General features: G+C 42.5%; 20 protein-coding genes and 1 pseudogene. 4 read left to right on the top strand and 17 right to left on the bottom strand.

The features are described 5' to 3' along the window. From JL57_RS09275 to JL57_RS09310, 8 genes and pseudogenes are all read right to left on the bottom strand, one after another. The coding region (locus JL57_RS09275) for an efflux RND transporter permease subunit (RefSeq protein ID WP_291299891.1) at positions 1–1,596 on the bottom strand (1,596 nt) is incomplete at its 3' end. After that, positions 1,593–2,678 (bottom strand): efflux RND transporter periplasmic adaptor subunit, encoded by a 1,086-nt coding sequence (locus tag JL57_RS09280; RefSeq protein ID WP_034141772.1) that lies wholly within the window; start codon positions 2,676–2,678, stop codon positions 1,593–1,595. The genes JL57_RS09280 and JL57_RS09275, both read right to left, overlap by 4 nt. Positions 2,679–2,695: 17 nt before the next feature. Continuing rightward, entirely contained in the window at positions 2,696–3,247 is a 552-nt protein-coding gene (locus tag JL57_RS09285) for a TetR/AcrR family transcriptional regulator (protein ID WP_034141773.1), read from the bottom strand. 316 nt (positions 3,248–3,563) lie between these two features. Continuing rightward, positions 3,564–3,806 (bottom strand): annotated as a pseudogene (locus tag JL57_RS33975) (DUF3102 domain-containing protein); the annotation flags it as partial. Between the two features lie 351 nt (positions 3,807–4,157). Then, the gene (locus JL57_RS09295; RefSeq protein WP_034141775.1) at positions 4,158–5,033 is read right to left on the bottom strand and encodes an ATP-binding protein; all 876 of its coding nucleotides are present in this window, start codon (positions 5,031–5,033) and stop codon (positions 4,158–4,160) included. Then, positions 5,030–5,869: a 4Fe-4S binding protein gene (locus tag JL57_RS09300; protein ID WP_034141776.1), complete on the bottom strand. Its 840-nt coding sequence runs from the start codon at positions 5,867–5,869 to the stop codon at positions 5,030–5,032. The genes JL57_RS09295 and JL57_RS09300 overlap by 4 nt, the downstream gene beginning before the upstream one ends. 7 nt (positions 5,870–5,876) lie before the next feature. Next, complete coding sequence (locus JL57_RS09305; protein WP_034141777.1) at positions 5,877–6,242, bottom strand: NifB/NifX family molybdenum-iron cluster-binding protein; 366 nt, start codon at positions 6,240–6,242, stop codon at positions 5,877–5,879. A 125-nt stretch (positions 6,243–6,367) separates the two neighbouring features. Next, on the bottom strand, positions 6,368–6,748 hold the full coding sequence (locus tag JL57_RS09310; protein WP_034141778.1) for a DUF134 domain-containing protein: 381 nt from the start codon (positions 6,746–6,748) through the stop codon (positions 6,368–6,370). Between the two features lie 379 nt (positions 6,749–7,127). On the opposite strand from JL57_RS09310, the gene JL57_RS09315 reads away from it, so the two are divergent. Beyond that, complete coding sequence (locus JL57_RS09315) at positions 7,128–8,744, top strand: (Fe-S)-binding protein (RefSeq protein WP_034141779.1); 1,617 nt, start codon at positions 7,128–7,130, stop codon at positions 8,742–8,744. Positions 8,745–8,773: 29 nt separating this feature from the next. Here the strand turns inward: JL57_RS09315 and JL57_RS33980 are convergent, their stop codons facing one another. Further along, entirely contained in the window at positions 8,774–8,902 is a 129-nt protein-coding gene (locus tag JL57_RS33980) for a hypothetical protein (protein WP_291299892.1), read from the bottom strand. 106 nt (positions 8,903–9,008) lie between these two features. On the opposite strand from JL57_RS33980, the gene JL57_RS09320 reads away from it, so the two are divergent. Next, positions 9,009–10,247 carry a M48 family metallopeptidase gene (locus JL57_RS09320; RefSeq protein ID WP_034141780.1) on the top strand — a complete coding sequence of 413 codons (1,239 nt, stop codon included), beginning with the start codon at positions 9,009–9,011 and terminating at the stop codon, positions 10,245–10,247. A gap of 178 nt (positions 10,248–10,425) precedes the next feature. Then, on the top strand, positions 10,426–11,226 hold the full coding sequence (locus JL57_RS09325) for a ParA family protein (protein ID WP_034141781.1): 801 nt from the start codon (positions 10,426–10,428) through the stop codon (positions 11,224–11,226). 206 nt (positions 11,227–11,432) lie between these two features. On the opposite strand, the gene JL57_RS09330 is transcribed toward JL57_RS09325, so the two are convergent. The 5 genes from JL57_RS09330 to JL57_RS09350 form a co-directional block, all read right to left on the bottom strand. Further along, the gene (locus tag JL57_RS09330) at positions 11,433–12,710 is read right to left on the bottom strand and encodes a hypothetical protein (protein ID WP_034141782.1); all 1,278 of its coding nucleotides are present in this window, start codon (positions 12,708–12,710) and stop codon (positions 11,433–11,435) included. 119 nt (positions 12,711–12,829) lie between these two features. Then, on the bottom strand, positions 12,830–14,086 hold the full coding sequence (locus JL57_RS09335) for a (Fe-S)-binding protein (RefSeq protein WP_034141783.1): 1,257 nt from the start codon (positions 14,084–14,086) through the stop codon (positions 12,830–12,832). After that, positions 14,052–15,464, bottom strand: coding sequence for an FAD-binding oxidoreductase (locus tag JL57_RS09340; RefSeq protein WP_034141784.1), 1,413 nt, complete (start codon positions 15,462–15,464; stop codon positions 14,052–14,054). The genes JL57_RS09335 and JL57_RS09340 overlap by 35 nt, the downstream gene beginning before the upstream one ends. Positions 15,465–15,673: 209 nt before the next feature. Then, positions 15,674–17,134 (bottom strand): aminotransferase class V-fold PLP-dependent enzyme, encoded by a 1,461-nt coding sequence (locus JL57_RS09345; RefSeq protein ID WP_034141785.1) that lies wholly within the window; start codon positions 17,132–17,134, stop codon positions 15,674–15,676. Between the two features lie 310 nt (positions 17,135–17,444). After that, the gene (locus JL57_RS09350; protein ID WP_034141786.1) at positions 17,445–18,947 is read right to left on the bottom strand and encodes a sodium:alanine symporter family protein; all 1,503 of its coding nucleotides are present in this window, start codon (positions 18,945–18,947) and stop codon (positions 17,445–17,447) included. Positions 18,948–19,569: 622 nt separating this feature from the next. Here JL57_RS09350 and JL57_RS09355 point away from each other — a divergent pair. After that, positions 19,570–21,402 (top strand): LTA synthase family protein, encoded by a 1,833-nt coding sequence (locus tag JL57_RS09355; protein WP_291299893.1) that lies wholly within the window; start codon positions 19,570–19,572, stop codon positions 21,400–21,402. A gap of 218 nt (positions 21,403–21,620) precedes the next feature. On the opposite strand, the gene JL57_RS09360 is transcribed toward JL57_RS09355, so the two are convergent. From JL57_RS09360 to JL57_RS09370, 3 genes are all read right to left on the bottom strand, one after another. After that, entirely contained in the window at positions 21,621–21,809 is a 189-nt protein-coding gene (locus JL57_RS09360; protein ID WP_034141788.1) for a ferredoxin, read from the bottom strand. Positions 21,810–22,024: 215 nt separating this feature from the next. Beyond that, positions 22,025–24,172: an ATP-dependent helicase gene (locus tag JL57_RS09365; RefSeq protein ID WP_034141789.1), complete on the bottom strand. Its 2,148-nt coding sequence runs from the start codon at positions 24,170–24,172 to the stop codon at positions 22,025–22,027. 373 nt (positions 24,173–24,545) lie between these two features. Further along, positions 24,546–24,968, bottom strand: a complete 423-nt coding sequence (locus JL57_RS09370) for a type VII toxin-antitoxin system MntA family adenylyltransferase antitoxin (RefSeq protein ID WP_034141790.1) — start codon at positions 24,966–24,968, stop codon at positions 24,546–24,548. Positions 24,969–25,004 lie beyond the last annotated feature (36 nt).

Consider the following 25,004-nt stretch of genomic DNA (forward strand, 5'->3'; position numbering starts at 1 on the left):
TAAAAGAAGGGTCAGTTTCTTATACTTCATGCCGATCCTTAGGAAGCCTTGGTAGAAGCTTTTCACAGGGGATCGCTGATGAACTTTTCCCGGTTTGAGTTGATCAAAAAAGATATAAGCCAGGACCGGGGTAACAAAGATAGCAACTATAAACGAGGCAGCGACAGCCAAAATCACGACCTGAGGCAAGGCACGCAGGAACTCTCCCGCCGGACCGGGTACGAAGAGCATAGGGGTAAAAGCAGCCGCAGTGGTTAATGTCGCCGTGAATACGGGTAGGACAGCCCGCTTGGTACCGAGTACACAGGCGGACATTTTCTCCATCCCTTCGTCGATCAGCACCTGGATCGAATCAATAATCACGATAGCATCATCGATCAACATCCCTAAAGCAATGATCAAGGCCGCGATAGAGATCTCATGCACTCTGATCTGAAGGAGGTACATGGCGCAGAAAGCGATCAGGATGGAGATAGGGACGGCTGCAGAAGCGACAATGGCATTCTTTAGTCCCATACCAAGGAAAACCACCACTAGGACCAGGGCTATTCCTTCGAGGAGGTTTCTAAAGAAGTTAGTCACACTTTCATTGACATTAGCTGGTTGGTAGATGACCTCATCGACGGTTAAGCCGGGAGGCATTTGCTGTTGGAGCTGATTAAGCTTAGTCTGCAAGTCGTGGCCTATGAGAACGATATTCTTATTGTCAGAAAAAAAGGCACTTAACAAAATGGCCTTCTGGCCGTTTTCTCTGATCCGGGTCGTGGAATCTGACAACTGCCAGGACACAGTGGCAATATCCTTTAAATGCACGATTGCTCCGGTAGTTTGGGAGACTGACACGACGGAATTTTCAATGTCCTGAAGGGAGTTAAAACTGCCCGGGATGCTGACATTAATCTTGGTCGTTCCATTACTCAGGGAACCGGCGGGAATATTGACATTTTGGATCTTCAAAGCATTGACAATGTCATCCAAGGATAAGACAAATTGGTTTAGTCGGGCAGTATTGACTTCTACCTGGGCTTCTTTTTTTTGTACCCCATCCACTTCAAAACGGGCTAGGCCGTTGACTTTGCTTAACTCATTTTTATATTGATCAGCGAAGTCGGAAAGCTGTTCATAAGAATACTGCTCACCGGAAAAGCTGAGAATCATGCCGGGAGTACCCGCTAAATCCGTATCAACCTCAATCTTTTGGCATTCCGACGGCAGACTGCTTTGGAGCTCGTCCATAAAGCGGCGCAGATCGATCCAGGCTTTATCCACATCCGCATCATTTTGCAATTCCAAGACGACGATGGAAACGCTATTGCGGGAAAAGGAGGAGGAAGTCTTGTAACCTGGAACTTCGATGGTTTTATCTTCGATGACTTTAGTGACGAGCTTTTCCACATCGGCGGGTTCAGCTCCCGGATAGACTGTCTTAATAATCGCAAAAGGGGCATTTACATTGGGGCTTTCTTGTTTGGGTATGACATAATAACTGTAAAGTCCGAGCAACAGGATCACTAACGTGAAGAAAAGGGTAAATCGGCGATTATGAATGACTTGATAAATCAGACCCTTTTCTTTTTCTTTTTCCTTTTCCATCATTGCCCTCCTGCCGTCTGAGGAATCGTAACTTTCATGCCCTCACTCAGTTCCTTCATGCCGGAGGTGACTAGGTTATCTCCCGAATTAAGTCCTTCAACTCGCACATTAAAGCCCTGACTGTTTTTTAAGCTAATATTCTTTTTCACAGCCCGGTCAGCTTGGACAATAAAAACATAATCCTCGCCGTCATTCATCACTGCAGAGATAGGAATCCAAATGCCTTGCTCGGTACCATTAGCCAGTGAAACATCCGCTGTGGCACCAATAAAATAGGCCTGGGCCGGGATTTCTTTGGTTAATTTAATCTCGGTGTTATAGGTACGAGTCTCGGTATCCGGCACTTGATCGATGCGGGTTACTTCTCCCGTTCCGCTAAAGCTGCCGACTTTGACTTCAACTTGCGTCCCCAGCTTAATCTTCGTGACATCGGTCTGGTTAAGACCGACATTGATCACTTGCTTTTGGCTGCGGACGACGATAACAGGATAGCCAGCGGCTAAATTTTCCCCTTCCTTATAGAGGATATCCGTCACATAGCCCTCCATATCTGCATAAAGCTTCGTATCGTTGAGACTATTTTGTTTGGCTTCCACATCGACTTGAGCCTTCTGGTAAGCAGATTCTTTAACATCCCTATCCAGTTTGGCTTTATCCAGATCAATTTGGGCCATGGCTCCGGCCTTTAAGAGTTCCTGATAATTGGTATATTGGGACTGGGCATCCAGATACACTTGCTCAGCCTGAGAAAGGTTAAGTTGAGAATTGCGCAGGGCTAGGTAATGATCCGTCTGATCCAGGCTGGCGAGCAGTTCACCCTGATGAATAGCCTCTCCTTTGCTTACCTTCAGTTGTGCCAATTTCCCGGGGACTTTAAAACTGTACTTCTTTAATTCACCGGAGCCGATGACGCCTAAGTACTCCAACCTAACCGACTGGGACTGTTCGGTCAGCGCTGAAACCGTTACCGGTCGGGTAATCTCCACCGGGGTGGTGTCAGTCGGCTGAGAACTACAGCCGATTAAGAAGACGGGAAGCAGAAGAAAGGTTATGAAGACAGTAGTCAGCTGTTTGGTTTTTAACATAGTTTAGAAATTCCTCCTCAACGATTTAAGATGCCGTAAAACAAGAGCTTTTTCATTTGTTCTAGAAGTTGGTTAATAGTAATGTCATTAGCATTTAAAAATTGGTCTTCCATGGGTGACAGAACCGTCTTAGTAAACGTCAGCAACATGATGGCCGGATCAATATCATCCCGGATCTCACCTTTGGCGATGCCCTCCTCTAAGACAGTCATAGCCATCTCTTGGCGGAAACGGCGAATTTCTTCGATAGTCTCCTGTTCGGCGGGAAAATAACGCTGCAGTTCATTGAGGACGCGGAAGGGAATGGCTGGATAGGAGTATACGGAAAGGATAGCATTGAGCTTTTCAAGCCAGGTCGTACAGCCCTCGATTTCTTGCAGCACCCGTTGTTTTTCAATTTCAGCAGCTCTTTGTACAATTTCGGAAATCAGGTCGTTTTTGGAGGCAAAGTATTTATAGAGGGTTTTTTTACTCATGCTCAATTCGCCGGTGATGTCATCAAGAGTAAAGCCTCTTAACCCGTATTGTTTAATCAACTCAGTAGCGGTCTGGATAATTCGCTCACGCATGATAGTTCTCCTTAATTTCTTTGATAGGGTGAGTATCACTTTTAGGTTGGCACGGATAAGGTCTCGGAGGAAACTTTGCCAGTATCTTTAGTTTACTTCCGATTGTCTATGGGATCAAGAGGTCGGGGCAAGTCTTTTTTAACATGGACATAATTTTATAATTACCAGCTATGGAGGCTTTTTTACTGGATCACCAGGATCACTACGAGAAAGTGGTGACCTCTTATAATCGGTAATCGCGCTATTCCGAAATATACTAATCTCTCCAATGGAAAAAGGAGTCAACAGATTTTCTCCGTTGGCTCTTCATCTATACATGCTGCAGGATAAATTTCTCCCGCTCATCTTCCGGAATCCCCAGAAGGAGAAGGGCCAGGTAGTAGGTCAAATTCGTCAGCGCTGACGAATTTGACCTCCATGGGGGAGCAAGGCCTTGGCCTCCTTCAGGCGCTTGCCGACCTCCATGGCATTGGTAAGCATGATTTTACAAGTCTGTTGTTTGATCCCTATTAATCTTAGCCGCGATGCCGTTACCATGAGTTTCCAGGACCTTTTTCACTCTATAGGGTGCAGCGGAATAATATTCATAGGTTATTTTATACTCCCCCCGTCGGGGAAGAGAGGCCAAATGGTGCACCGGTGCAACATTTGATTTTAACTCCATGTACACGGTTTTTGACGCCAAAGGCTGTTTTTTCATGCACATATTTATTAAGAAACTACCCGTAAACCCTTGCAAAGTCTTGACTTTTCGATAAATTAGCAAGCCCTACCTAAGAGACCTTATAACGTTAAAATATAAGGTCTTTTAATGCAAAAACACCCACCACTAAAATACGTAGAAGGTGTTAAAGCCTATCTGTTACAGCTGTTAAAATTTTGGCGATTTTTTTGTTCAATTGATTCACCCTTACAACCCTAAACTATCATTGAATAAGAGTTTAATCGTCTCATCAAAAACAACTTTAGCAGCACGCCCTGCTGCGCAATCCATCTCAACAATACTCTGACCTTGATTGATTGCTTGCACAGCATCTGCGTCATAGGGTATTCTTCCTGCACAAGGTAAGTAGAGTTCTTCACAAAAGGACTCAATTTTTTTTGTTTTTTCAATATTAGTGTCGTATTTATTGATGCAAACTGCAATTCTCGTATGGAATTTTTGAGCAGTCTGAACGATTCTTCTCATATCACTAATGCCTGAGATAGTAGGCTCTGCAACTATCAAGACCATATCAACACCTGTAAGAGCGGCAATGACCGGACATCCTATGCCGGGAGATCCATCAATGATTGCTAGCCCCGCATCCTTAGCCGCTGACTTCATCTGCTTTTTCACCTCAGTGACCAGCATCCCCGAGCTGCCGCTCCCCATTTTAAGTTCGGCAGTGGAAAACACGGAATCCTTCAGATACAGCATTAATTCCCCTGCTCTGGCAGGTTTAAAGGATACGGCTCCTACCGGACAAACAGCTTCACAAGTCCCACAACCTTCACAGGCATAGTAATCAACCTTATAATCAAGGTCTGCCTCAATGGCATCGAAACGACAGTTTTGTCTGCACAGGTCACATTGCACACACAACTGGAGATCAATTTCCGCCTTGGGCAACCCATAATAGTCTGATCGTTTGGCTTCCGAAGCCTGATTCATAACCAAATGCAAATTAGGTGCATCCACATCACAATCTGCATATACATTGGCATTTGATAACTTAATAAAAGCACTGGCAATCGTTGTTTTCCCCGTACCGCCCTTGCCACTAAGGATTAGTAACTGTTTCACATTGCTACCTCCTTAGCCACAGTTTGAAGCATGGAAGAGAAGATTTCCCGATACTTCTGGTTCTCTCTGACTAATATCTGAGCATTCGAATTCAGCATTCCGAGCTTGCTTTCAAAAGGAATCCTGCCCAAAATGTTAATATTCTTTTTGAGGCAAAATTCTTCGGCAGGATTTTCTCCCTCAAGACATTTGTTAAGGACTACGCCATGCGGTTTGTCAAACAACTTAATCAGTTCATAGACCATGTTAAGATTATGAACACCAAACAAAGTGGGCTCCGCTACTAAAATGCAATAATCGGCATCTTTGATGCTTTCCATGACAATACAGGCACTTCCGGGAGGACAATCTATAAAGGCAAATTCTATCCCTACCGGGATGCCCTGTAAAAGCTTCTTGATAATGGGAACACCGGACCTTTCTCCAGTATTTAATACCCCTGTAATTACGACAACATTTTCAGAAACACCAATTTGAACCTCTCCGATGACTTTTTCTTTCTCGGATAAGGCTTTCTCGGGGCAAAACAGTACGCAGCCTCCACAGGAATGACAAACCTCGTCAAAAACAATCAACTTGTTAATAATATAGGCTAAGGCATTGAATTTACAAAAGTCAATACACTTACGGCAGCCATTACAAAGGGTTTCATCGACTACAGGAATCTTAATTGAGACTTTTTCAGTTTCAATATCCTGGGGTTTAAAAAAAAGATGCCCGTTTGGCTCTTCAACATCACAGTCCAAATAAATAGATTTCTTTGCCGCCGATGCCAGATTTACTGATACTAGTGTTTTGCCTGTGCCGCCCTTGCCGCTTAGCACAGCTATCTTCATACTATTATCAACCTCCATGCCCATGAAACCCAGGATGAATATCTTCCAGCAAGGAAAGCTTCCCTTCTATTAAGGCATCAATATTATCCTTAAGAGAAGCATTGACGGTCTTGAATAATTTGATATTGGCTGCCCTTAAAACTTCTGCTGCATTCTCTCCACATCGAGGAGTAAGTAAAGCACTCACCTTGTTATCTACAATTATCTGCGCAGCCTTAATCCCAGCACCACCCTGGCTGGCAACTGCACTATTATCTAAAAAAACACTTTCCTTTGATTCCGTATCATAAATAAGGTAAAAGGGCGTACGTCCAAAGGATTGGCATACATTCGTTTCCAAAGACTTATCATCGACTGGAATCGCAACTTTCATTGGGAATCCTCCTTAACACTTGTCTTAATAGTTTCATAATAATTATTAATAGCATTATGTAAAGCACTTACGCCAAGGTTAGAGCAATGCACTTAAGTGTTCAATTACTTTCTCAGAATACATACTTACTCACCTCCATCATCACCTTCCATAGAACCTCCATTGCATCTATGTCTAGGACAACCTCCACAACCGCATGTTTTTTCAAGGCCGTCACAAAGCTTGTAATCTCCACCCTCTATCCTAAGAACTTTTCCATGGACTAAGGATTCCGCAAGTTTTTTTCTCGCGTCATTGTAAATACGTTGAACGGTTGTGCGGGCAATTTTCATTTGGTCGGCGGACTCTTCCTGCGTAAATCCTTCTAAATCAATAAGCCGTATCGTCTCATACTCATCAATGGTCATAATTACAAAGTGTTCTTGATTAATCAGAGCGTTAAGTGGCCCAAATCGGTTGCTTTCCGGCAAGCAACACACTTTTCTCCATTTTCGTGGTCTTGGCATAATTCTTTCACCTCAATTAGCGGCAAATCTCCTCGCTTATTGACATATGCTCTTAATTGTTTAGTATACTTCATTTTAAACATATGTCAATAACTATATCTGCGCTATCATTTATGATTATATTATACCCTCTCTAGGAACAATTCGCTTGTCACTAATTATCTTTGAGGGATTTCTGGCCGAAACAGACTTGAACAGTTATCTGACAGTAATATTCTGTAAATTAATTATTGACATATGTTCGATACAATGTATAATAAGATTGAATGGGGCATATGTCAATAACCATCTTGTTTTCTTCATAATGTGCTACCGACACACACAAAGAATAATTAACAGAGTTTCGGCAGTTAACTTTGCGGAAAGAGGAGAGCTGAGTATGATAAATCAAAAGGATTTTCGTCCCAAGGATATGGGACGATCGGATGAGCAACTAATCAAACTCCAACCTGAAGATCTAATGCCTTTATTTCCGCCCTATGATAGATCGGATATGGAACCTCCACTAACGGATCCTAAGCCTGCCTGGAAAGAAAAATTCTGTACTTCTTTAGATGGCTACGTGGGTATCGATACATTAATTCGCCCAAAAACTAAAGTGGAAGAAGATGAATTTGTACGGAAATTCCTGAATGGCTTAGAAAAAAGTTTTTCTGACGCCAACAATGGTGCACTCCAACCCTTCTTATTGTCCTTTGAATATTGCGCAAAGTGTGACACATGTTCTGCTGCCTGTCATATCTACGAAGCGTCTGGCAATAACGAGTTATACCGTCCAATTTTCCGTTCTGAAGTTCTCCGAAAAATTGTTAAGAAGTACTTCACCACCAGTGGAAAGCTGTTAGGCCGTTTTGTTGGAGCAGATATCGATGTGAACTGGGAAACAATTGCTCGACTCGGAGAATTGGCGTATCGCTGTAATCTTTGCCGTCGTTGTGCTCAGACTTGCCCGCTGGGCTTAGATAATGCCATTCTCACGAAAGAGATTCGTAAGATTTTCAGCCAAGAGATGGGCATTGCTCCTCTTCCCCTGCATACCAAAGGTACGGTACTTCAGCTAAAAACTGGCTCATCTACGGGAGTCAGCAAACCTGCTTTCTTAGATACGATAGAGTTTTTAGAAGAGGATATCGAAGAGAAGTATGGTTTAAAGATCAAATTTCCGATGGACAAAAAAGGTGCAGATATCCTGCTGTTACATAATGCGGGCGAGTATATGGCTTGGCCGGAAAACCCAATTGCCTTTGCTATCCTCTTCGAAGAAGCTGGTTTAAGTTGGACCCTCAGTAGTGAAATCGCGGGATATGACAATGTAAACTACGGCATCTGGTATGATGATTTCCAGGCAAAATCCCTAGCCACACTGCAGATGAAAGTAGCCAAAGAATTAGGAGTCAACCGCATAGTTATCGCGGAGTGTGGGCATGCCCATAAGGCTTCGGCACTTATAGGAGATCGCATGGTGTATGGAGATGCTAAAGTCCCGGTTGAGAGTTGTCTCCCTCTTCTTTGGGATATGATCAAACGAAGGCGATTAAGGTTAGATCCCCGTAAGAACGATTTTCCTGTAACCCTTCACGATCCTTGTAATTATGTTCGAGGAATGGGCATTGTGGAACCTCAACGAAAGGTCTTAAAAGCTATTTGTCCTCAGTTTAGGGAAATGACTCCCCATGGAGTCGACAATTACTGCTGTGGCGGCGGTGGCGGGTTCGCCATTACTAATTCCATGAATTTCTCTGACTGGAGAAATAAAGTAAGTTCCCGTATGAAGTTTAATCAGATCCTGGGAGCCTTTCAAGATAGTATGGAAAATACTACTCTACCTAAATATGTCTGCGCACCTTGTTCTAATTGTAAAGGGGCTATTCGAGACATTTTGGAGTTTTACGAGGCAACGACCAAATTCAATGTTCAGTATGGTGGTTTAGTAGAACTCATGGTCAATGCACTTGTAAGTATGGAAAAACCCTTTATGGAGTTTTTAGAAGAATAAGTTTGTGTACTTCATAATTTGAACTAACCTTATAGTATTCTTCCCTCTTTTGCGGAAGGACTGTCATAGATGCGAGAAGCACGTTGAACTGGACAATCAACGTGCTTCTCGCGTTTTGTGTCAATAAGATCTAGACCAGGCTGATTAGTCTTCTTCACTGACCCTCCTGGGCAAGTAAAACATAAAATAACCCTGCATTGCACTCCAGATTGGGTCTATAATAATGAAAGGAAGATTTAATAATAAAGGTGGAGAATTCAAAAAATGAATGATCTAAATTATAGCTTACACCGTACTAAAATCGCCTGGCTTCTCCTTTCAGGATTGGCCGCGCTTTTCGCTCTTTTATATTTTTTGTCCGCCCTCTTTCCCGGACCTATCGATCCATCGGTGACTAAGTATTTTTCCCTGGCTATGGCTGATAAAGCTAGAATATTCAATTCAACTCCCCGCATTCTCTATATAATAAAGTTCTTTCTCCAAACCGTCCTTTTATTTTGGTTGCTCTTTAGTTCTATGGGACAGTCTTTCTTTCAGCGCCTTCAAAAGATTAGTAGGAATTATTGGTCTGCCTCTACTTTATCCATCCTGAGCATGTGGCTTCTATTTAAAGCTCTCTCCCTGCCTTTTTCTTATTACACCGGATATTACTGGCAAAAAATCTGGGGTTTTAGTACTCAAAGCATAGCAGCTTGGTGGATTGATTATTTGAAAAGTGCCGGAATCGATCTCTCCACTTCTCTAGTCGGAGGACTGATTTTTTTCTGGTTAGTCAACCGGTTATCGCGCTATTGGTGGTTGGTCGGTGCTACTCTCTTTAGTATCTGGCTCGTTATTGCGCAGCTTTTTTGGCCCATCGTCATCTCCCCTCTTTTTAACCAGTTTGAACCCTTGAACGATCCCGCTGTCGTTACCATGGTTGATGAGCTTGCTCAAGGAGCTGGACTAAACATTGGTGCTGTTCTCGTGATGGACGCCAGCAGACAGACTACAGTAGCCAACGCCTATTTTTCTGGAGTGGGTACTACTAAACGAATTGTCATTTACGACACTCTCTTACGCAATTATTCCTTACCAGAGGTCAAGGCCGTGATTGCTCATGAGATGGGACATTGGCGAAATAAGGATATCAGCTATGGCCTTTTCTACGGGGTGCTAGGCTGTTTCATTGTTTTTGGTCTATTAAATTTCCTCTTAAAACCTTGGTTCCCAAAAAACAGAAAAAAGCCGCCCCAGCTTTGGGCAGCCTTGCAACTGGCACTTATCCTGCTTTTCTTTGTCAGCAATCCTCTTCAGAATGCCATATCCAGAGGAATGGAGCTACGTGCGGATCGTTTTTCTCTCGAACTCACAGGAGACCTGACTGGGGAAATCCTGTTGCAGAAAAACCTAGCCAGCAAAAGTCTATCGGATTTGTCTCCCCCCCGCTTCATAGTCTGGTTTAGTTATAGCCATCCACCAGTGCTTACCAGAATAAACACCTTACAAAAAGAATCTCAGTAAGACTAACCAAGAATCCGTCTCCTTGTTTCTCCCCTTGTATCTCTAGTATATTAAATAGTCGATTCTCTAGGCAGAAACGCTGCATATTATATTAGCGTTTTGTCAACCTAAGTATTTACGCTTTTGGTATATTATGGTAAAATAAAGCATACATATTTAGGAAGGGGTTGTTTGTAATATGGCTAAACATTCTAAAACTAACAATATTACAAAAGCTACACGAATCATATCTGTTGCCTCACAGAAAGGTGGGGTTGGCAAGACGGCAACCGTCACAAACATGGCTGTAGGCTTAGTTAGTCTAGGATATAAGACAGCAATTATTGACATGGATGCCCAAGGTCACATTGCCTTATCCTTCGGAATCAAGAAGGCTGAACTAAAGAAAACGATTTACGATGTTTTAATTGGTGAAGCAACCATGAAAGACATCAAGCAAAATGCATTTGGGGTGGATCTGTACTTATCAAACACTTCGCTAACAAATCTTAGTCCAACAGTCATGGCTCATCTTAATGCCAAGCTATTCCCTGCCCCCAAATACCTTTTGAGAAAGGCAATTGCTCAGATAAAGACTCAGTACGATTACATTCTCATTGACACGTCTCCTAGCAATGACATGCCAACTTTGAATTCTCTATTAGCCTCCACAGATATTATCATCCCTGTCCTTCCCGAGGGGCTGTCAATTGATGGTATCTACGAGACAATTGTTCTAATCAAGGGTATTCAGGAACAAGGTACTAAGCTAAACATTTTAGGGATTTTGCCTACAATGGTCCAAGACCATACCAACCTTCATCATGTGATGCTCCAAGAACTACGGAAAGAATTTGCTGAGACCCCAGATATAAAGGTCTTTGACACTGTTATCAAACGAGCCATACGCCATGGATTAGCCCAGTCCTACGGTGAACCTGACATTAAAAAAGCACCCGAATATCTTTCTTTTGTAAAGGAAGTATTTGCCATAGCCTAAAAACAAAAGGGAAACAGGGGGACAGGTACTTTGTTTTGATCGCAATCAAAACAAGAAACCTGTCCCCCTGTTTCCCCCTTTATCTGCCAGTTTGCACGCAAAATGATCTCGAGTCCCATTTTCTATGAGTAGATGAGTAGATATTCCATATTGTCCTTCGGTGGGGGTAGCATCCTACAGGCGAAAGTATCCCTCTTGTCATTTTTTTAGAAGTCCCTTAGCAAATCTCCCCGCTCATTAAAGACCATCGGTTGGGGATCCCCCCTGATCTCTAGTCTAGAATCTGACCTCACTTGATCAAGGAGATGTTCGGAAATAAGAATTTCATCTAATTTCAGAGTATTTTTAATCCAGACTATTTTGATTTTGCTATAATCTACGTTAGAACAGGTTTGAATGGCTGCTTTAAGCGCAAGAATATCGTTCTCCATAACCATCGGAATCTTAGATGCCTCTGGAAGTCTGGAGGTCAAGGGATTAGGATAGGTTTTACTATAATCAATTTTTTCAAATACCCGCTTAGTGCACACATCAGCCAGGCCTAAGCCATGAAAATTTCCGTGTGTTTCATCGGTAAGGTCAAGAACGACGATTCGTTGCATCGAAGGCTCAAATTGCATAGCAAGGGTAGGAAATCTCTTGATGATGTTCGGATCCATACCAAGTCCACTGATGTTCTTGCCAATTTTGTTAACCATGAGGACATCGTATTTAGGAAACAGGATTTGCGGCAAATTAGTCCTAGCCTCTTCAAGGAGTTCTGGCTCTTGAGTCATGATTTCTTCCTTGGGGAGAGCCACGATCTTACAGGTCTCATCAAAGGCATTCTCAATAATGCCCAGCGCAAAAACTATATTTGTCTTCTCGATACACGTTTGAGCTATGTCCTCGATTCTTTTGGACATTTTCCCTGAACCTCCGGAATGGCAGCACTCGGCTCCTCGCTGTTTACCTAACCCTATGGCAATCATTTTAGCCAAGCCACTTTCAAATGATCCCCGAAAGGAAGTATGCGGTTTCACTCGGTTAATAATCACTGTAGCATCAGCCACGGTGGCGGCATACTTATCGAAGTAGACAGGCATGCCTCCTGCTGAGACTCCCACTTGTACCACATCCATAGTGGCCTGAATCGGAGCCCCTACCGATTCCTCAGTAATCCCTAAACTATGTAGGACCTCCACTTGCCCTTCGGCCGTCGCCCCGCCGTGGCTCCCCATAGTCGGTATAATAAAAGGCTCTGCTCCTATGGCCTTTAAATTAGCTACCACTTCCCGTAGTATAATGACAATGTTCGCTATACCTCTACTTCCGGCTGTGACCGCAATCTTATCACCGCTTTTTATCCGACCGAGAATTTCCGGTCGTTGCATTTCTTCCTTCACTGTTTTCGGAATATCGGTAAGCATGGGTCTAGCGAAATTCTGACGTACTCTAACCATTTTAGGGATGTGCACATGGGCAAGCAATTGTTCAAGGCTCATTCTTTTCCCGCCTTTCTACAACGAATAGATGATTTCGAATCTTTTTCCCCAACCACTCCCAGTTGGTCTTAGCTTTACCACCAAAACTACGTCAGCCCCGACTGTAGCGGCCTGTCTTTTTATTCATGCCCAGCCGAGTAGGCCTGACTAAGCAATTCAATCGGGTGCATTACTTTTTGTGTCAGATGTTTCTTGCGAACTCCATGACCTATCTGCATTTCACAGGCCGGACAAGCGGTAGCCACCACTTCAGCCTCAGTAGCTGTGATATTTTTAAGTTTTTTATCAAGGATCTGCATTGAGAGCTGATAATAAGATAGATTGAACGAACCTGCTGAACCACAACATTGGTTCGCCCCGTTCATTTCTTTGAGTGTAAGATCCGGAATTTTCTTAAGCAGTTCACGTGGTTCTTTTTGGATTTTTAGCCCCCTAATGGCATGGCATGGGTCATGATAAGTTACTGTGACCGGAAGGTTATTGATGGGAATCTTAAGTTCAATATCTTGCATCAGGAACTGGGTAATATCCTTGACTTTAGAACTAAATGCTTTGGCCTCTTCAGTCCCTAATTTCTCTCCATACTCTTTGAGAGCCATCCCACAACTTGGGCAATCGGTAATAATCGCGTCAACCTCTAACCGAGAGAAAAATTTCACATTTTCCGCGGCCAAATGCAACATCGTCTCCGCATCCCCACTTGCCTCTGCTGGTACCCCACAACACAGCTGCTCCGGAATGAAGACCTCCACACGGTTCTCTTTAAGCACCTTGAGTACAGATTTTCCAGTGTTTTGAAAAATGTAATTCGTCATGCAACCCGTAAAATAAGCGACACGTTTTTGGGGATTGTCCACGGAAATCCTTGGGGAAACCCCTTGGTGGAAAGGACGTCCGGCTTGAATATCCGGCAGAAGCTTCTCTTTAGCTTCTAAGTTGGAAGGGAAAGGTTTTAAGAGACGAGACTTTCGTACTAACCACCGCAATCCGGTGCGTTGGTAGACTGTTAATAACTTAGCGACAAGGTTTAAGCGTCCATTGGATTTAAGCAAGTGATGAAAAACCGTCTTTTTAATGAGAGGCAATCCATATTTACCGACAAGCTCTTGGCGAGCGGCCAAAACCAGTTGATCAGTCGCCACTCCATTCGGGCAAGTAGCCGTACAATTTTTACACAATAAGCATAGAGACATGGTCTCGGCAAATTTTTTGCTCAGCTCTAGATTACCCGCCAAATACTGACGAAAAAGAAAAACTCTACCCCTTGAACCCATGGTTTCTACGCCTAGTTCCCCATAAATAGGGCAAGCTACCAAACAACCTCCACATTTACTGCAGTGATCAATTTCCGTTTGGAGATGTGAATAATCCTTCACTTTCCTCACCCCCGAAAATCTTCCCTGGATTGAGAATGTTATGGGGGTCAAATGCCCTTTTGACTTCCCGGAAATAGTGCATTTCCACTGGGGTAAATTGGAGTTTCATGAAAGGAGCTTTCATGAGCCCGATTCCATGCTCTCCCGACAGCGTCCCCCCTAATTCCACTGTGGTTTTAAAAATTTCTTCTACCGCCTTTTCGACCCGCTCCATCTCCTCTGGATCTCGATGATTGGCTAAAATATTTGGATGCAAATTTCCATCCCCTGCATGTCCATAAATCGGCATTGGCAGGTCATACTTAGCGGAGATCTTCTTCAAGCGTCGAATCATCTCCGGAATCTGAGTCCGGGGAACCGTAGCATCTTCCGCAATTTTAGTCGGGTTCAACTGTACGATGGCGGTCGAAACTGCGCGTCGAGCTTTCCAGAGTTCGTCCGATTCCGCATCGTTACTGGCTACTCTAACCTCTGATGCTCCATTGTCTTGACAGATCTGAGCAATGATCGGCGCCTGTTTTTCAACGACCTCCTGGTCTCCATCCACTTCGATCAACAGAATCGCTTCTGAATCCCTCGGAAGTCCCATATGCAAGTGATTTTCTACACAGTTAATGGCCAAGTCATCCATAATTTCTAAAGCAGCTGGAATAATTCCTCTCGCAATGATTTGAGGCACTGTCTCGGCTGCCCCGTCGAGTTTAGGAAACATACTCAAAATTGTCTTTTTAGCTTCTGGTTTAGGAATGAGCCTGACTATAATCTGGGTAACCACCCCTAGTGTCCCCTCCGAACCGATAAAGAGCCGGGTTAAGTCATAACCTGCAACATTTTTAACGGTTCGACCCCCGGTACGGATTATTTCGCCTGCAGCAGTGACCACTTCTAAACCCATGACATAATCCCGAGTGACCCCGTATTTAATGGCCCTGGGCCCACCCGCTCCTTCTGCCACATTGCCACCCATAGTACAGGATTTCAAACTGGCCGGATCGGGCGGATAGTATAACCCTAAGGCTTCAACTGCCTTATGTAGGTCGGCAGTGATGACACCTGGCTCAACAATCGCCACCAAGTTCTTCGCATCAATTTCTATAATACTATTTAAGCGGGTAAGATCCATGACGATCCCCCCCTTAACGGGAACCGAGCCCCCACTTAAGCCCGTTCCTGCTCCTCTTGGGTAAAGGGGGATCTTAAGAGCTGCTGCTACTTTTACAATTTCTTGAATCTCCAGGGTATTTTTTGGCCTAACGATATAGTCCGGCAAAAAGGTTCGGAAGGTGCCGTCATAGGAATAGCACATTCGATCCTCCAATGTGAGATGGATATACTCCGAACCCACAATCTTCGTCAAGGCCTGAACAGTTTCTAACATTTTGTTACCTCCTCACTTCTTCCTTAACCCAAACACTTTCGTGCCTCGCAAATCATACCCCAAGAGCAAGAACATACCCTAAGAAAGCCCCCTTACTTTCATTATTGCTTTTATACGGGGGCCTCCCGATACTCGTGCAGAATTGCAAGATCATCCCATGCTTCCTCGACTGGAACAGAACAGAAAATAAATGGTTTTTGAGGGACAGCTCACAACTTAAACCATTCTTTGATATTCTCCTGATCAGGGGAATGTCTGTTTCTAAACTCGTTTAAGCTAGCATCGTAAGAGTAGTCATCCTGCCACTCTTTTATATTCTTAACGATCTGCTTCACCGCATCTGCAATAAACTGTACCTCTTGGTCTGTCATAATGGGATGTATTGATAATCTCACCCAGCCCGGTTTCTGAGACAAGTCTCCTGAATTAATAAAATTAGTAATTTTATAGGATGTACCTTTGTCAATGTTAAACAAATAATGTCCATAGGTACCGGCACAGGAACACCCTCCTCTTGACTGTATGCCAAATCGGTCATTGAGTATTTTTACCAAAAGATTATAGTGGATATTGTCTACATAAAAGGACAGTATTCCTAGCCGATCCCTGATATTTTCCGCAAGAATGTGAAGGCCCTCGACACTGTCAAGTTCGCTGAACAGTATATTCATTAGTTCCTTTTCTCTCTTCAACATATTCTCTACACCCATATCCTCTTTAAGCCTGAGACACAGTGCAGTCCTTATGGCTTGCAAAAAACCAGGAGTCCCACCATCTTCCCGGATTTCTATATCAGAAGAATACTTATGTTCTCCCCAAGGGTTTGTCCAATCTACGATGCCGCCACCCGAATTGTCAGGCACATTATTGGCATATAGTCTTGAATCAAAGACAAGTACACCCGATGTGGCAGGGCCGCCTAAAAACTTGTGTGGTGAAAAGAAAATGGCATCTAACTTTTCTTCAGGGTCATCGGGATGCATATCAAGATGAATATACGGGGCGGACGCAGCGAAATCCACAAAACAAACGCCATTGTGCTGGTGCATGATCTTGGCCATTTTATGATAGGGGGTCTGAATTCCGGTTACATTGGAACATGCCGTAAAAGATCCAATCTTTAATTTTCGATCATGATACTTTTTTAATAATATGTCCAGATTATTAACATCGATCAGTCCGTTTCTGTCAGGACTTATTATCTCTACATCGGCTATCGTCTCGAGCCACGAAGTCTGATTGGAGTGATGTTCCATGTGGGTGACAAATACTACGGGTTTTAATTCTTCCGGGATGTTTACAAATGGCCACAGTTTTTCACTTATCTTAAGCCCCAGTATTCTCTGCAGCTTATTTATAACACAAGTCATTCCTGAACCCGCCGTAATGATTACATCATTACAATCTGCCTTGACATGCTCCTTTATCCTTTGATGTGCAATATTGTAAGCTTGTGTCATCAACATTCCTGTTTCACTGGACAGGGAATGGGTATTTCCAACAAAGGGTCCAAACTTATTAATAATTTTGCTCTCAATCGGGCCATACATCCGACCACTTGCCGTCCAATCTGCATATACCATCTTGACATTGCCGTAATAGGTTTCAAAAACTTGATTATTACCGATAGTATTAGCTCTAAACTCTTCAAAGTAGTTTTGCAATTGCATTACCTAACCTCCGTCATTTGGTCTAATTAATATAGTTATATCGTAATTTTCTCGCCTTGAATATACTTTTTTTTCTCGCTTGAAGCTGTTTCGCTGCCAGATAGGTAAACAGAGGGACAGGTGCACTGTTTTCAGACTCTTAAAAGCGAGTCCAAAATCACATTCTAGATATAAAAAAATCCCAGATTTTTAAATCTAGGATTCAAAGTTAAAATATTTAGCTGAAATAGCAATTTGCTAACTTAGGAAATAATTCGTATTACCCAACTACAATGTTATGATCCTTTATGCAAAAATAGACACCCTATTCTTATTTGATTGTCTTGTCTTTTGCCTTTAGTGCCGCCAATTCATTTGCATAGGTTCTGGCAACAATCTTATGCCAGAGTTCAGCACCTTTAATACCAATTCTCTCTGGAACAAATACAGGATCTACGCCCAGCTTCTTCTGTGCCTCGTAGTCTCTTAGAGTGGCAATCCCCGGCTTGGTCAGCAGTATGATTACGATAACATTGAACCAGGCCATTGCACCAACCCCTGCGGAACCAAAGTTCCAAACCACGTCTGCCGACATAATTGTACTGATGAAAACCATAACTACAATACCAATTCTTGAAGCTGTGATCGCCATTTTATAACCGCTGCCGTTACTATTGTGTCTAAAGAGATAACCAACATTAGAATCCGTGTAGAATGCATAAGCTAACACCGTTGTGAAGGTAAAGAAGCCCAAGGCAATTGCTACGAAACCGCCGCCAATCCCTGGTATAAATGAATCAACAGCTGCTTGTGTAAAGTTTCCTTTTTCCATGCCCGGAACAAATTCTGATATGAAACCTCCCGCTGGGTTAGCGACATTGAACGTGTTTGTTGAAAGTATCATGATTGCTGTTGCAGTACATACCAACAATGTATCAACATAAACTGAGAAGGCTTGAACAAGACCTTGTTTGGCAGGGTGTGATACTTCAGCAGCACCTGCAGCCTGAGCGCCTGTACCTTGACCAGCTTCATTGGAGAATATGCCTCTCTTAACACCCCAACTGATGGCTAATCCGAAGACAGCACCATATACTGCGTTCATGTTAAACGCACTACTAAAGATTAAGCCGAAAACATAGGGAACCTTAGTGAAATTAACGGCTAAAATAATTACTGCCAGAGCCACGTAAGCAACCGCCATGAATGGAACAATCATCCCAGCTACTTTAGCGATTCTCTTGCCGCCGCCGAATACGATATAACCAAGTAACCCTGAAAATACAATAGCTACAAAGATAGGTTCAATACCAAAGGCCCCTTTTGCAGCAGTTGCAAAAGAATTGGATTGAATACCAGGAAGAAGGAGACCGCAAGACACCAAGGTAAGAACTGCAAAGGCCATGCCTAGGCTCCTACTACCTAATCCTTTTTCGATATAGTACGCTGGACCACCGCGATACTCACCATGAATCTCTTGTTTCCAAACCTGAGCTAACGCGGCTTCTATATAAGCTGAGCCTGCACCCAGGAAAGCTATAGCCCACATCCAGAAAACAGCACCAGGACCACCAAAGAATATAGCACTTGCAACACCTGTAATGTTACCAGTACCAACACGTCCGCCCAAAGCCATCGCGAAGCCCTGAAACGATGAAACGCCTTCGTCTGAACTTTTAGTTGCAAAAAGATTTTTGACCATGTCTTTAATTAAGCGCACCTGTGGAAATCTCATGAGTACTGAAAAATAAATACCGGCTGCCAAGCATAAATAGATCATGACTTTACCCCAGAAAAAATTGTCCAGACTGGCTGATAGATTTAATAAGTCCATAAAACAACAACCTCTCGATTTTTTTATTAATATGCAGTCATGTATAGTCAAACGGCCGTTTTGATTATACATAACTTGCATAAAAACCAATATTAGATCAATGACCTTGTTCCCCTAATTTGGACAGGGACTCTTTTTCAGATAATTAAAATCGAAACAGGGTCCCTGTCTCCTTGTTTCTTCCTCGGAGCAGATAGTTCTTTAGTATTTAAGAATACCTTTGTAATGAAGGTGCCGCGTTGCGGATGCGCTCTTTATGTTAGACCTGTGAATTTTTCGGTATATTCACTGATGATTGCAAATGGGCGACTATTTAATAAGGTTTTTAACATCCGCCTTAGCATAAATAATTCTGTGTATTTCTACCACGTGTTCGTGCTCTTTCACTATATAGAAAACGAGGTAGTTTTTTAAATTTATAGAAAACATACCTTTCGTCTTTATGTCATAGGATTAAACTGGATTATAAATAGGCCCTGAAGCCTTCAAGACGAAAGGAATTATGCATATGCGTTTTCCTCTTTTTCTCATCCTTTTTAGGGAAAGGGTTAAATTATTCACACTCATTATGATGTTTAAACTATATTTTTTGAGAAGTTTTTTATTCCCGGAGACTGCGGATTTGCAGATCATTGTGTTGGAGTTAGCTTCCGTAGTGATTATTTTTGGGCTACTAGAGCTAACAAAACCACGGACAATATTGTTATGGATCGTAAACTTTCTACTATCTACCTACTTTATGGCTAGTGTTATCTACGATAGTTATTTTGGGCAAATTCCCAATTTCCAAGCTCTCCTACAGCTCGGTTTAATTAAAGACCTTGGTTCAAGCATCTTTGAACTATTCTCCCTGGCCTACTTGATCTTCTACTTTGATTTCTTCTTGATCGTTATCCAACGCAATTTTTTAAAAGTTTCAAAGATACTACTTCCTCTTTCCTATTACAGAAAAGCTCTCAAGCTAAATATGCTTCTGCAGCCCCTTGCCTGTCAGCGCAAATCCGCTTCTGTTTATCATCAGAAGACAATCTTTATAACGACCTCCCTGGCTTTCGTTCTCACGCTCCTTAACATCTGGCTTTATCCTGCTAAAGATAACAGGATGGCCATGACCCGTGATGTAGGATTTTTTAATGCCCAAGGATATGAGCTCTATAATTATTTAGGTAAAAGCAACGCTGCCTCCTCGCCCAGCAGTCAGTTTAGCCAAGCTGCTATTAATCAGCTTAAACAAGTAAAACCTGTCCCCTGGCCAAAGTATTTCGGTGCCGCCTCAGACAAGAACGTTATCTTGGTACAATTGGAATCAACCCAAAACTTCCTTGTCGGGTTGGCAGTCAATAATCAAGAAATAACCCCCAATCTTAATCAGCTTGTCAAGGAAAGTATGTATTTTCCTCATTTTTATAGCCAGATCGGTCAAGGAAACACCTCTGATGCCGAATTCATTACTAATACTTCGATTTATCCCCTGCAAACAGGTAGTATCGCTAATGATTATGTGGATATCGATTATCCCTCTTTGCCCCGTCTACTTAAAAAACAAGCTTATACCTCTGTTACTTTTCACCCCAATGTTGTCACTTTCTGGAATAGAGATAAGCTTTACCCTTGTCTGGGCTTCGATAAATACTATGATAAAGAATACTACCAAGATCAAGACATGCTTGGTCTATGGGGCTCTTCTGATGAAATTCTTTACAAGAAAGCACTGCCGATCTTAATCGATCACCAGAAGAAGAATCAAAAGTTTTACGCCAGTCTCATAGCCCTTACCAATCATCATCCTTACTTCCTACCTGAAAGTAGAAAACGAGTCATACTTCCTCCTCAGCTTGAAGGGACTTCTATCGGAAACTACCTCACCTCTACAAATTACCAAGATTATGCCTTGGGGAAATTTATAGAGGATCTTAAATCGACAGACTTATGGAATAATTCGATATTTATCGTCTTAGGGGACCATTTTGGGATCACTAAAGCCATGGAAAGGGAATACCAAGATATTCTTACTCTTTTGTTAGGGAGAGAACATGATGCAATCGACAGCCTGAATGTGCCCTTCCTGATCAGAGTTCCCGGCCTAAAACCTCAAGTAATCGATACTCTCGGTGGGCAGATAGATTTCCTTCCTACCCTTGCTAATCTATTAGGCATTCCCTTAGAAAAACAGATAACCTTTGGCCAGGATATCTTGAACTCTGAGCAGAACTTGCTAGGGTTTCGTTTTCATCATCCTGACGGAACATTTATAACGTCAAACGTATTCCATCTCGCGGGGAGTAATATGGGGCAGAACTTAGACAATCGTAATAGTTCTAAAAATCAGGAGTTCTTCCTTAAAGAAGAGCAAAGAATAAAATCTTTGCTGCAACTTTCCGACAGCTATCTTCAATTTTTAAGACAAAACAAAAAGTATTTAAATATGAATTCTAATATAATAGAAAAAAACTAAAGACGTGTGGCCAGCCTAGAGATAATTCCCATCTGCTTCATCGCTTAAAACCCAATCTGACAAAAACACCTTGATCTTTAAACTTCTACCTTACCTGCAAGTTTCGCCACTGTTGGCTAGGGCATAAAAATACAAGTCATAAAGAACTAATAACGCAAAATAATTAGCGACATAAAAAAAATCGCCCGAGATTTCAGGCGATCATGCAACGCAACAGCTTATGTAATGATAATGCAATGTGCTGGGCAGCCATCGGCGGCTTCTTGAGCAGCTGCCTCAAACTCACTGGGAACCGGGTTTGTATAAGCAACGGCTAACCCGTCAGCCTCCATCCTAAATACCTCAGGGCAGAATTCAGGGCATGATTCACACCCGATGCACTCCTCTTGGTTTACTTCAGCAATCATAATCTTACCTCCTCCTCGAAAATTTCTCTTCCTTTATCAAGGAAGATTATCTCTAATCAGTTTATCATATACTGCCTTTTTTAGAAGTACTAACTATATATTTTAGTTCATTCCCAACATTTTCTTTAAGTATCCTTCATTGAGTAAATGTACTCACAGATGTTCCTTTTCGATGTTTTCTAAAGTCAGATTGATAAACTGTTTGAGTGGCCCGCTTAAATTGCCCAAATCAAGCTCTCCTTTTCACAGATGTCCTTCATAAAGGAACGCTGTGCACCGTTCTTGAAAAGAACCATAATCACATTCCCATCGTCTTTTACGATGACTCCTTCTCCAAAGGCCTTATGTTGCACAACCAATCCTTTGACCAAATCGCTCTGTTGGTTTTCTACGCCTTTGGCGGTGATGTCTAGTGGATTTTTACCTTGACTTACAAGATTAACTTCGCGGAGGAAACGAGACGCTTTCACTCGTTTATGATGATAATAACTCATGGAGCACAGGGTTAACTGGCGTTTGGCCCTGGTCATCCCTACATAGAAAAGGCGTCTTTCCTCTTCTAATGAATCGCTCTGCCCACTTTGTTCCGCCTTGATCGTCTCTCCCTCGGGAATAATCCCTTCCACAAGATCAATTAAATATACCTGTTCCCATTCTAAACCCTTTGCAGAATGGATTGTGGAAAGGGTCACGGCGTTATTGTGCTTGTTTTTATATGAAGACATCATCAGCTTTTCAAGATACGTTAAACGATTGGCAAAATCCACGATCGTCCGTTCATTCTGGGCAATTGTGCTGAGAATATCCAAGAGACCTCCGACGTACTCTTCGGAAAAGCCTAAAGACTCGCAGATTCTCTTCATCGCTTTATCATATTCCAACTGGTTTCGGATATAATCAATGGCCTTAGTGGGTGAAAGTGTATTAAGCTCCTTAAACCGTTTTTTCAGATCTAAGTACTCACTTTTCCCCTTTGACGTCACCCCTGGTTGTTCAGCCAAAATTTCGAAGATGGAACGATCAATGGGTACTTGCTTAAGTAAATCGAGATGTTGCTTTCGAATCGGACAACTCAGTTTAGACCATATCCGCTCTAAAGTAGGCAAGCTTTTATCGCTAAACGAGAAGCGCAGGAGATTTAAAATATCGTTAATCGCCCAGTGGGAGAAAAACCTCTGTTTACCCGACTCTCGCATATAGAAGACAATATTGGCCCGATCTAACTCTTCTGCTAAACAAATAGCGGATAAATTATTACGATACAGTACTCCTACCTTCGCTAAATTGTTTTGGTTCTTAAGGTTTTGGACAATAAACTGATTTTGCTCTTTAATTCCTGCAAATTGGCCCATCTGCAGGACGTCTCCCTTGGGATTTTCCGTAAACATGTCTTTATCAAAACGCTGTTTATTAGAACGAATGAAGCCACAAGCTACCTCTACAATTTGCGGAGTGGAACGAAAGTTTTGCTCCATCCGGAGAATTTTCGCACCCGGGTAAGTCTGTTCAAACTCTAAAAGATACTTTGGTTCAGCCGCTCGAAACCCAAAAATTGATTGGTCATCATCCCCCACCACGAAAATATTGTCCTTAGGTTTAACGACCATTTCGATAATTCTATGCTGTAAAAGAGACGTATCCTGGCTCTCATCCGTGAGGATATGGTCAAAGCGCTTGCGATAAACCTCTAAGCACTTCTGGTTTTCTTTTAACTCCTGAAACGCCAGGGATAGCATATCGTCATAATCAATCAGCCTCGGATGGCTGTTTTGTTTATAGTTTTCATAATCGTTATAAATCAAAGAAAAATTTTCAATCTCACTCTTGGCAAGCTCTTCGGGTTTGCATAAGGTATTTTTTACATAACAAATGGCATTCTGTAACCCCTCTAGCTGCTCGTCGGTAATCGTAGAAAGATTATACTTTTCATAAATTCTACGCAGAACCCCCATCTTGCTTGCAGCGCCTGTTTGTTCCTCAATAATTTCGAATCCGATCCCTCTTTGACGAAAAGCTGTCCGAACTACTTCATAAGCAAAGCTGTGGATCGTAGAAAAATGAATTTTTTTATGAAGTCCTTCCGTTTGGCCGCTTACCATGGTCCCAAAGTTCATAACAAATCGTTCCCGCATTTCCTTGGCAGCTGCCCGCCCGAAGGTTAGACAAAGAATCCTGCGAGGATCTACATTTTCTACAAGAATTAAGTAAGCTAAGCGAACAGTTAGAACGGTGGTCTTACCTGCGCCGGGAACAGCTAAAAGCATGAGAGGACCCTGATTATGAACCACGGCCTGTTTTTGTTGTTCCGTCAAATTAAAGCCTCTAGCCTTGATCTCTGCAAAGAAATCCTTCTCGTTAATCAACTTAAATCTCCCACTATCTAAGCCATATTATTATAATTATATCAGGAACTATGGTTAGTCAACAACTTCCGCAGGCAAAGGCCTGCCCTTCTTATCCCTCCAAGTCGTTCACCAACAAAAACACCCTCAGAAAGCATGAATTTCCAAAGGGTGTCTATAACCTTCAATAATAAAATCCTCCATGTTTTGTGTTAAAAAAAAGTGCGCAGAACAGCATGGATAAAACCTTTAATATCATCCAGATTTTCCTGCAAAATCCGATAAATCTCTGAGTCATCAACTAGCTAAAAAATCCTGTCGTTCCATAAGCTTTAACGTCTCTAGATTACGCAATTTTAAATCTATGAAAGAAAGTTTTCGCTGCATGATATCCTTATCCACCATGACTGTATTCCTCCTTAAGAGCTAGCTCGTAATCTCGAGAGAATATTGCATACTTAACAGCATAGTCCGGATAGGTCTTAATCACACATTCAATAAAATCGCTATGTTCTATATAGTCCCCTTCGTAAACAAGTATACCTTCCTGGAGTGCGCGAAACTGTAACGCAATAGAAACACGATTCAGATTTACTAAATCTATTCCATCATGACCAACATGAAGGCTTAAGGCTCCATCTAGCTCCAATTCTTCAGATAGTGTAACTGGGCGATTAAAAATTACTCCCAAATCGATATCACTTTGCGGATGTTCAAACTCAGTCCCAAGTGAACCAAATAAATAAACAGCAGCTATCTCAACTCGCGCCTGAAAAAATTCTTTCCAAGATTGTAACTCCACGGGCAGTTTTCGCATAGACATTACCCCCTTGACGCATTATATCATGCTAAA

It is taken from the genome of Desulfosporosinus sp. BICA1-9, from assembly GCF_000802135.1.

Excerpts from the sequence above, each read along its gene's own strand:
- JL57_RS09280 (WP_034141772.1), bottom strand. The coding sequence starts at position 2,678 with ATGTTAAAAACCAAACAGCTGACTACTGTCTTCATAACCTTTCTTCTG.
- JL57_RS09285 (WP_034141773.1), bottom strand. The coding sequence starts at position 3,247 with ATGCGTGAGCGAATTATCCAGACCGCTACTGAGTTGATTAAACAATAC.
- JL57_RS09300 (WP_034141776.1), bottom strand. The coding sequence starts at position 5,869 with ATGAAGATAGCTGTGCTAAGCGGCAAGGGCGGCACAGGCAAAACACTA.
- JL57_RS09305 (WP_034141777.1), bottom strand. The coding sequence starts at position 6,242 with ATGAAAGTTGCGATTCCAGTCGATGATAAGTCTTTGGAAACGAATGTA.
- JL57_RS09310 (WP_034141778.1), bottom strand. The coding sequence starts at position 6,748 with ATGCCAAGACCACGAAAATGGAGAAAAGTGTGTTGCTTGCCGGAAAGC.
- JL57_RS09315 (WP_034141779.1), top strand. The coding sequence starts at position 7,128 with ATGATAAATCAAAAGGATTTTCGTCCCAAGGATATGGGACGATCGGAT.
- JL57_RS09320 (WP_034141780.1), top strand. The coding sequence starts at position 9,009 with ATGAATGATCTAAATTATAGCTTACACCGTACTAAAATCGCCTGGCTT.
- JL57_RS09325 (WP_034141781.1), top strand. The coding sequence starts at position 10,426 with ATGGCTAAACATTCTAAAACTAACAATATTACAAAAGCTACACGAATC.
- JL57_RS09330 (WP_034141782.1), bottom strand. The coding sequence starts at position 12,710 with ATGAGCCTTGAACAATTGCTTGCCCATGTGCACATCCCTAAAATGGTT.
- JL57_RS09340 (WP_034141784.1), bottom strand. The coding sequence starts at position 15,464 with ATGTTAGAAACTGTTCAGGCCTTGACGAAGATTGTGGGTTCGGAGTAT.
- JL57_RS09345 (WP_034141785.1), bottom strand. The coding sequence starts at position 17,134 with ATGCAATTGCAAAACTACTTTGAAGAGTTTAGAGCTAATACTATCGGT.
- JL57_RS09350 (WP_034141786.1), bottom strand. The coding sequence starts at position 18,947 with ATGGACTTATTAAATCTATCAGCCAGTCTGGACAATTTTTTCTGGGGT.
- JL57_RS09360 (WP_034141788.1), bottom strand. The coding sequence starts at position 21,809 with ATGATTGCTGAAGTAAACCAAGAGGAGTGCATCGGGTGTGAATCATGC.
- JL57_RS09370 (WP_034141790.1), bottom strand. The coding sequence starts at position 24,968 with ATGCGAAAACTGCCCGTGGAGTTACAATCTTGGAAAGAATTTTTTCAG.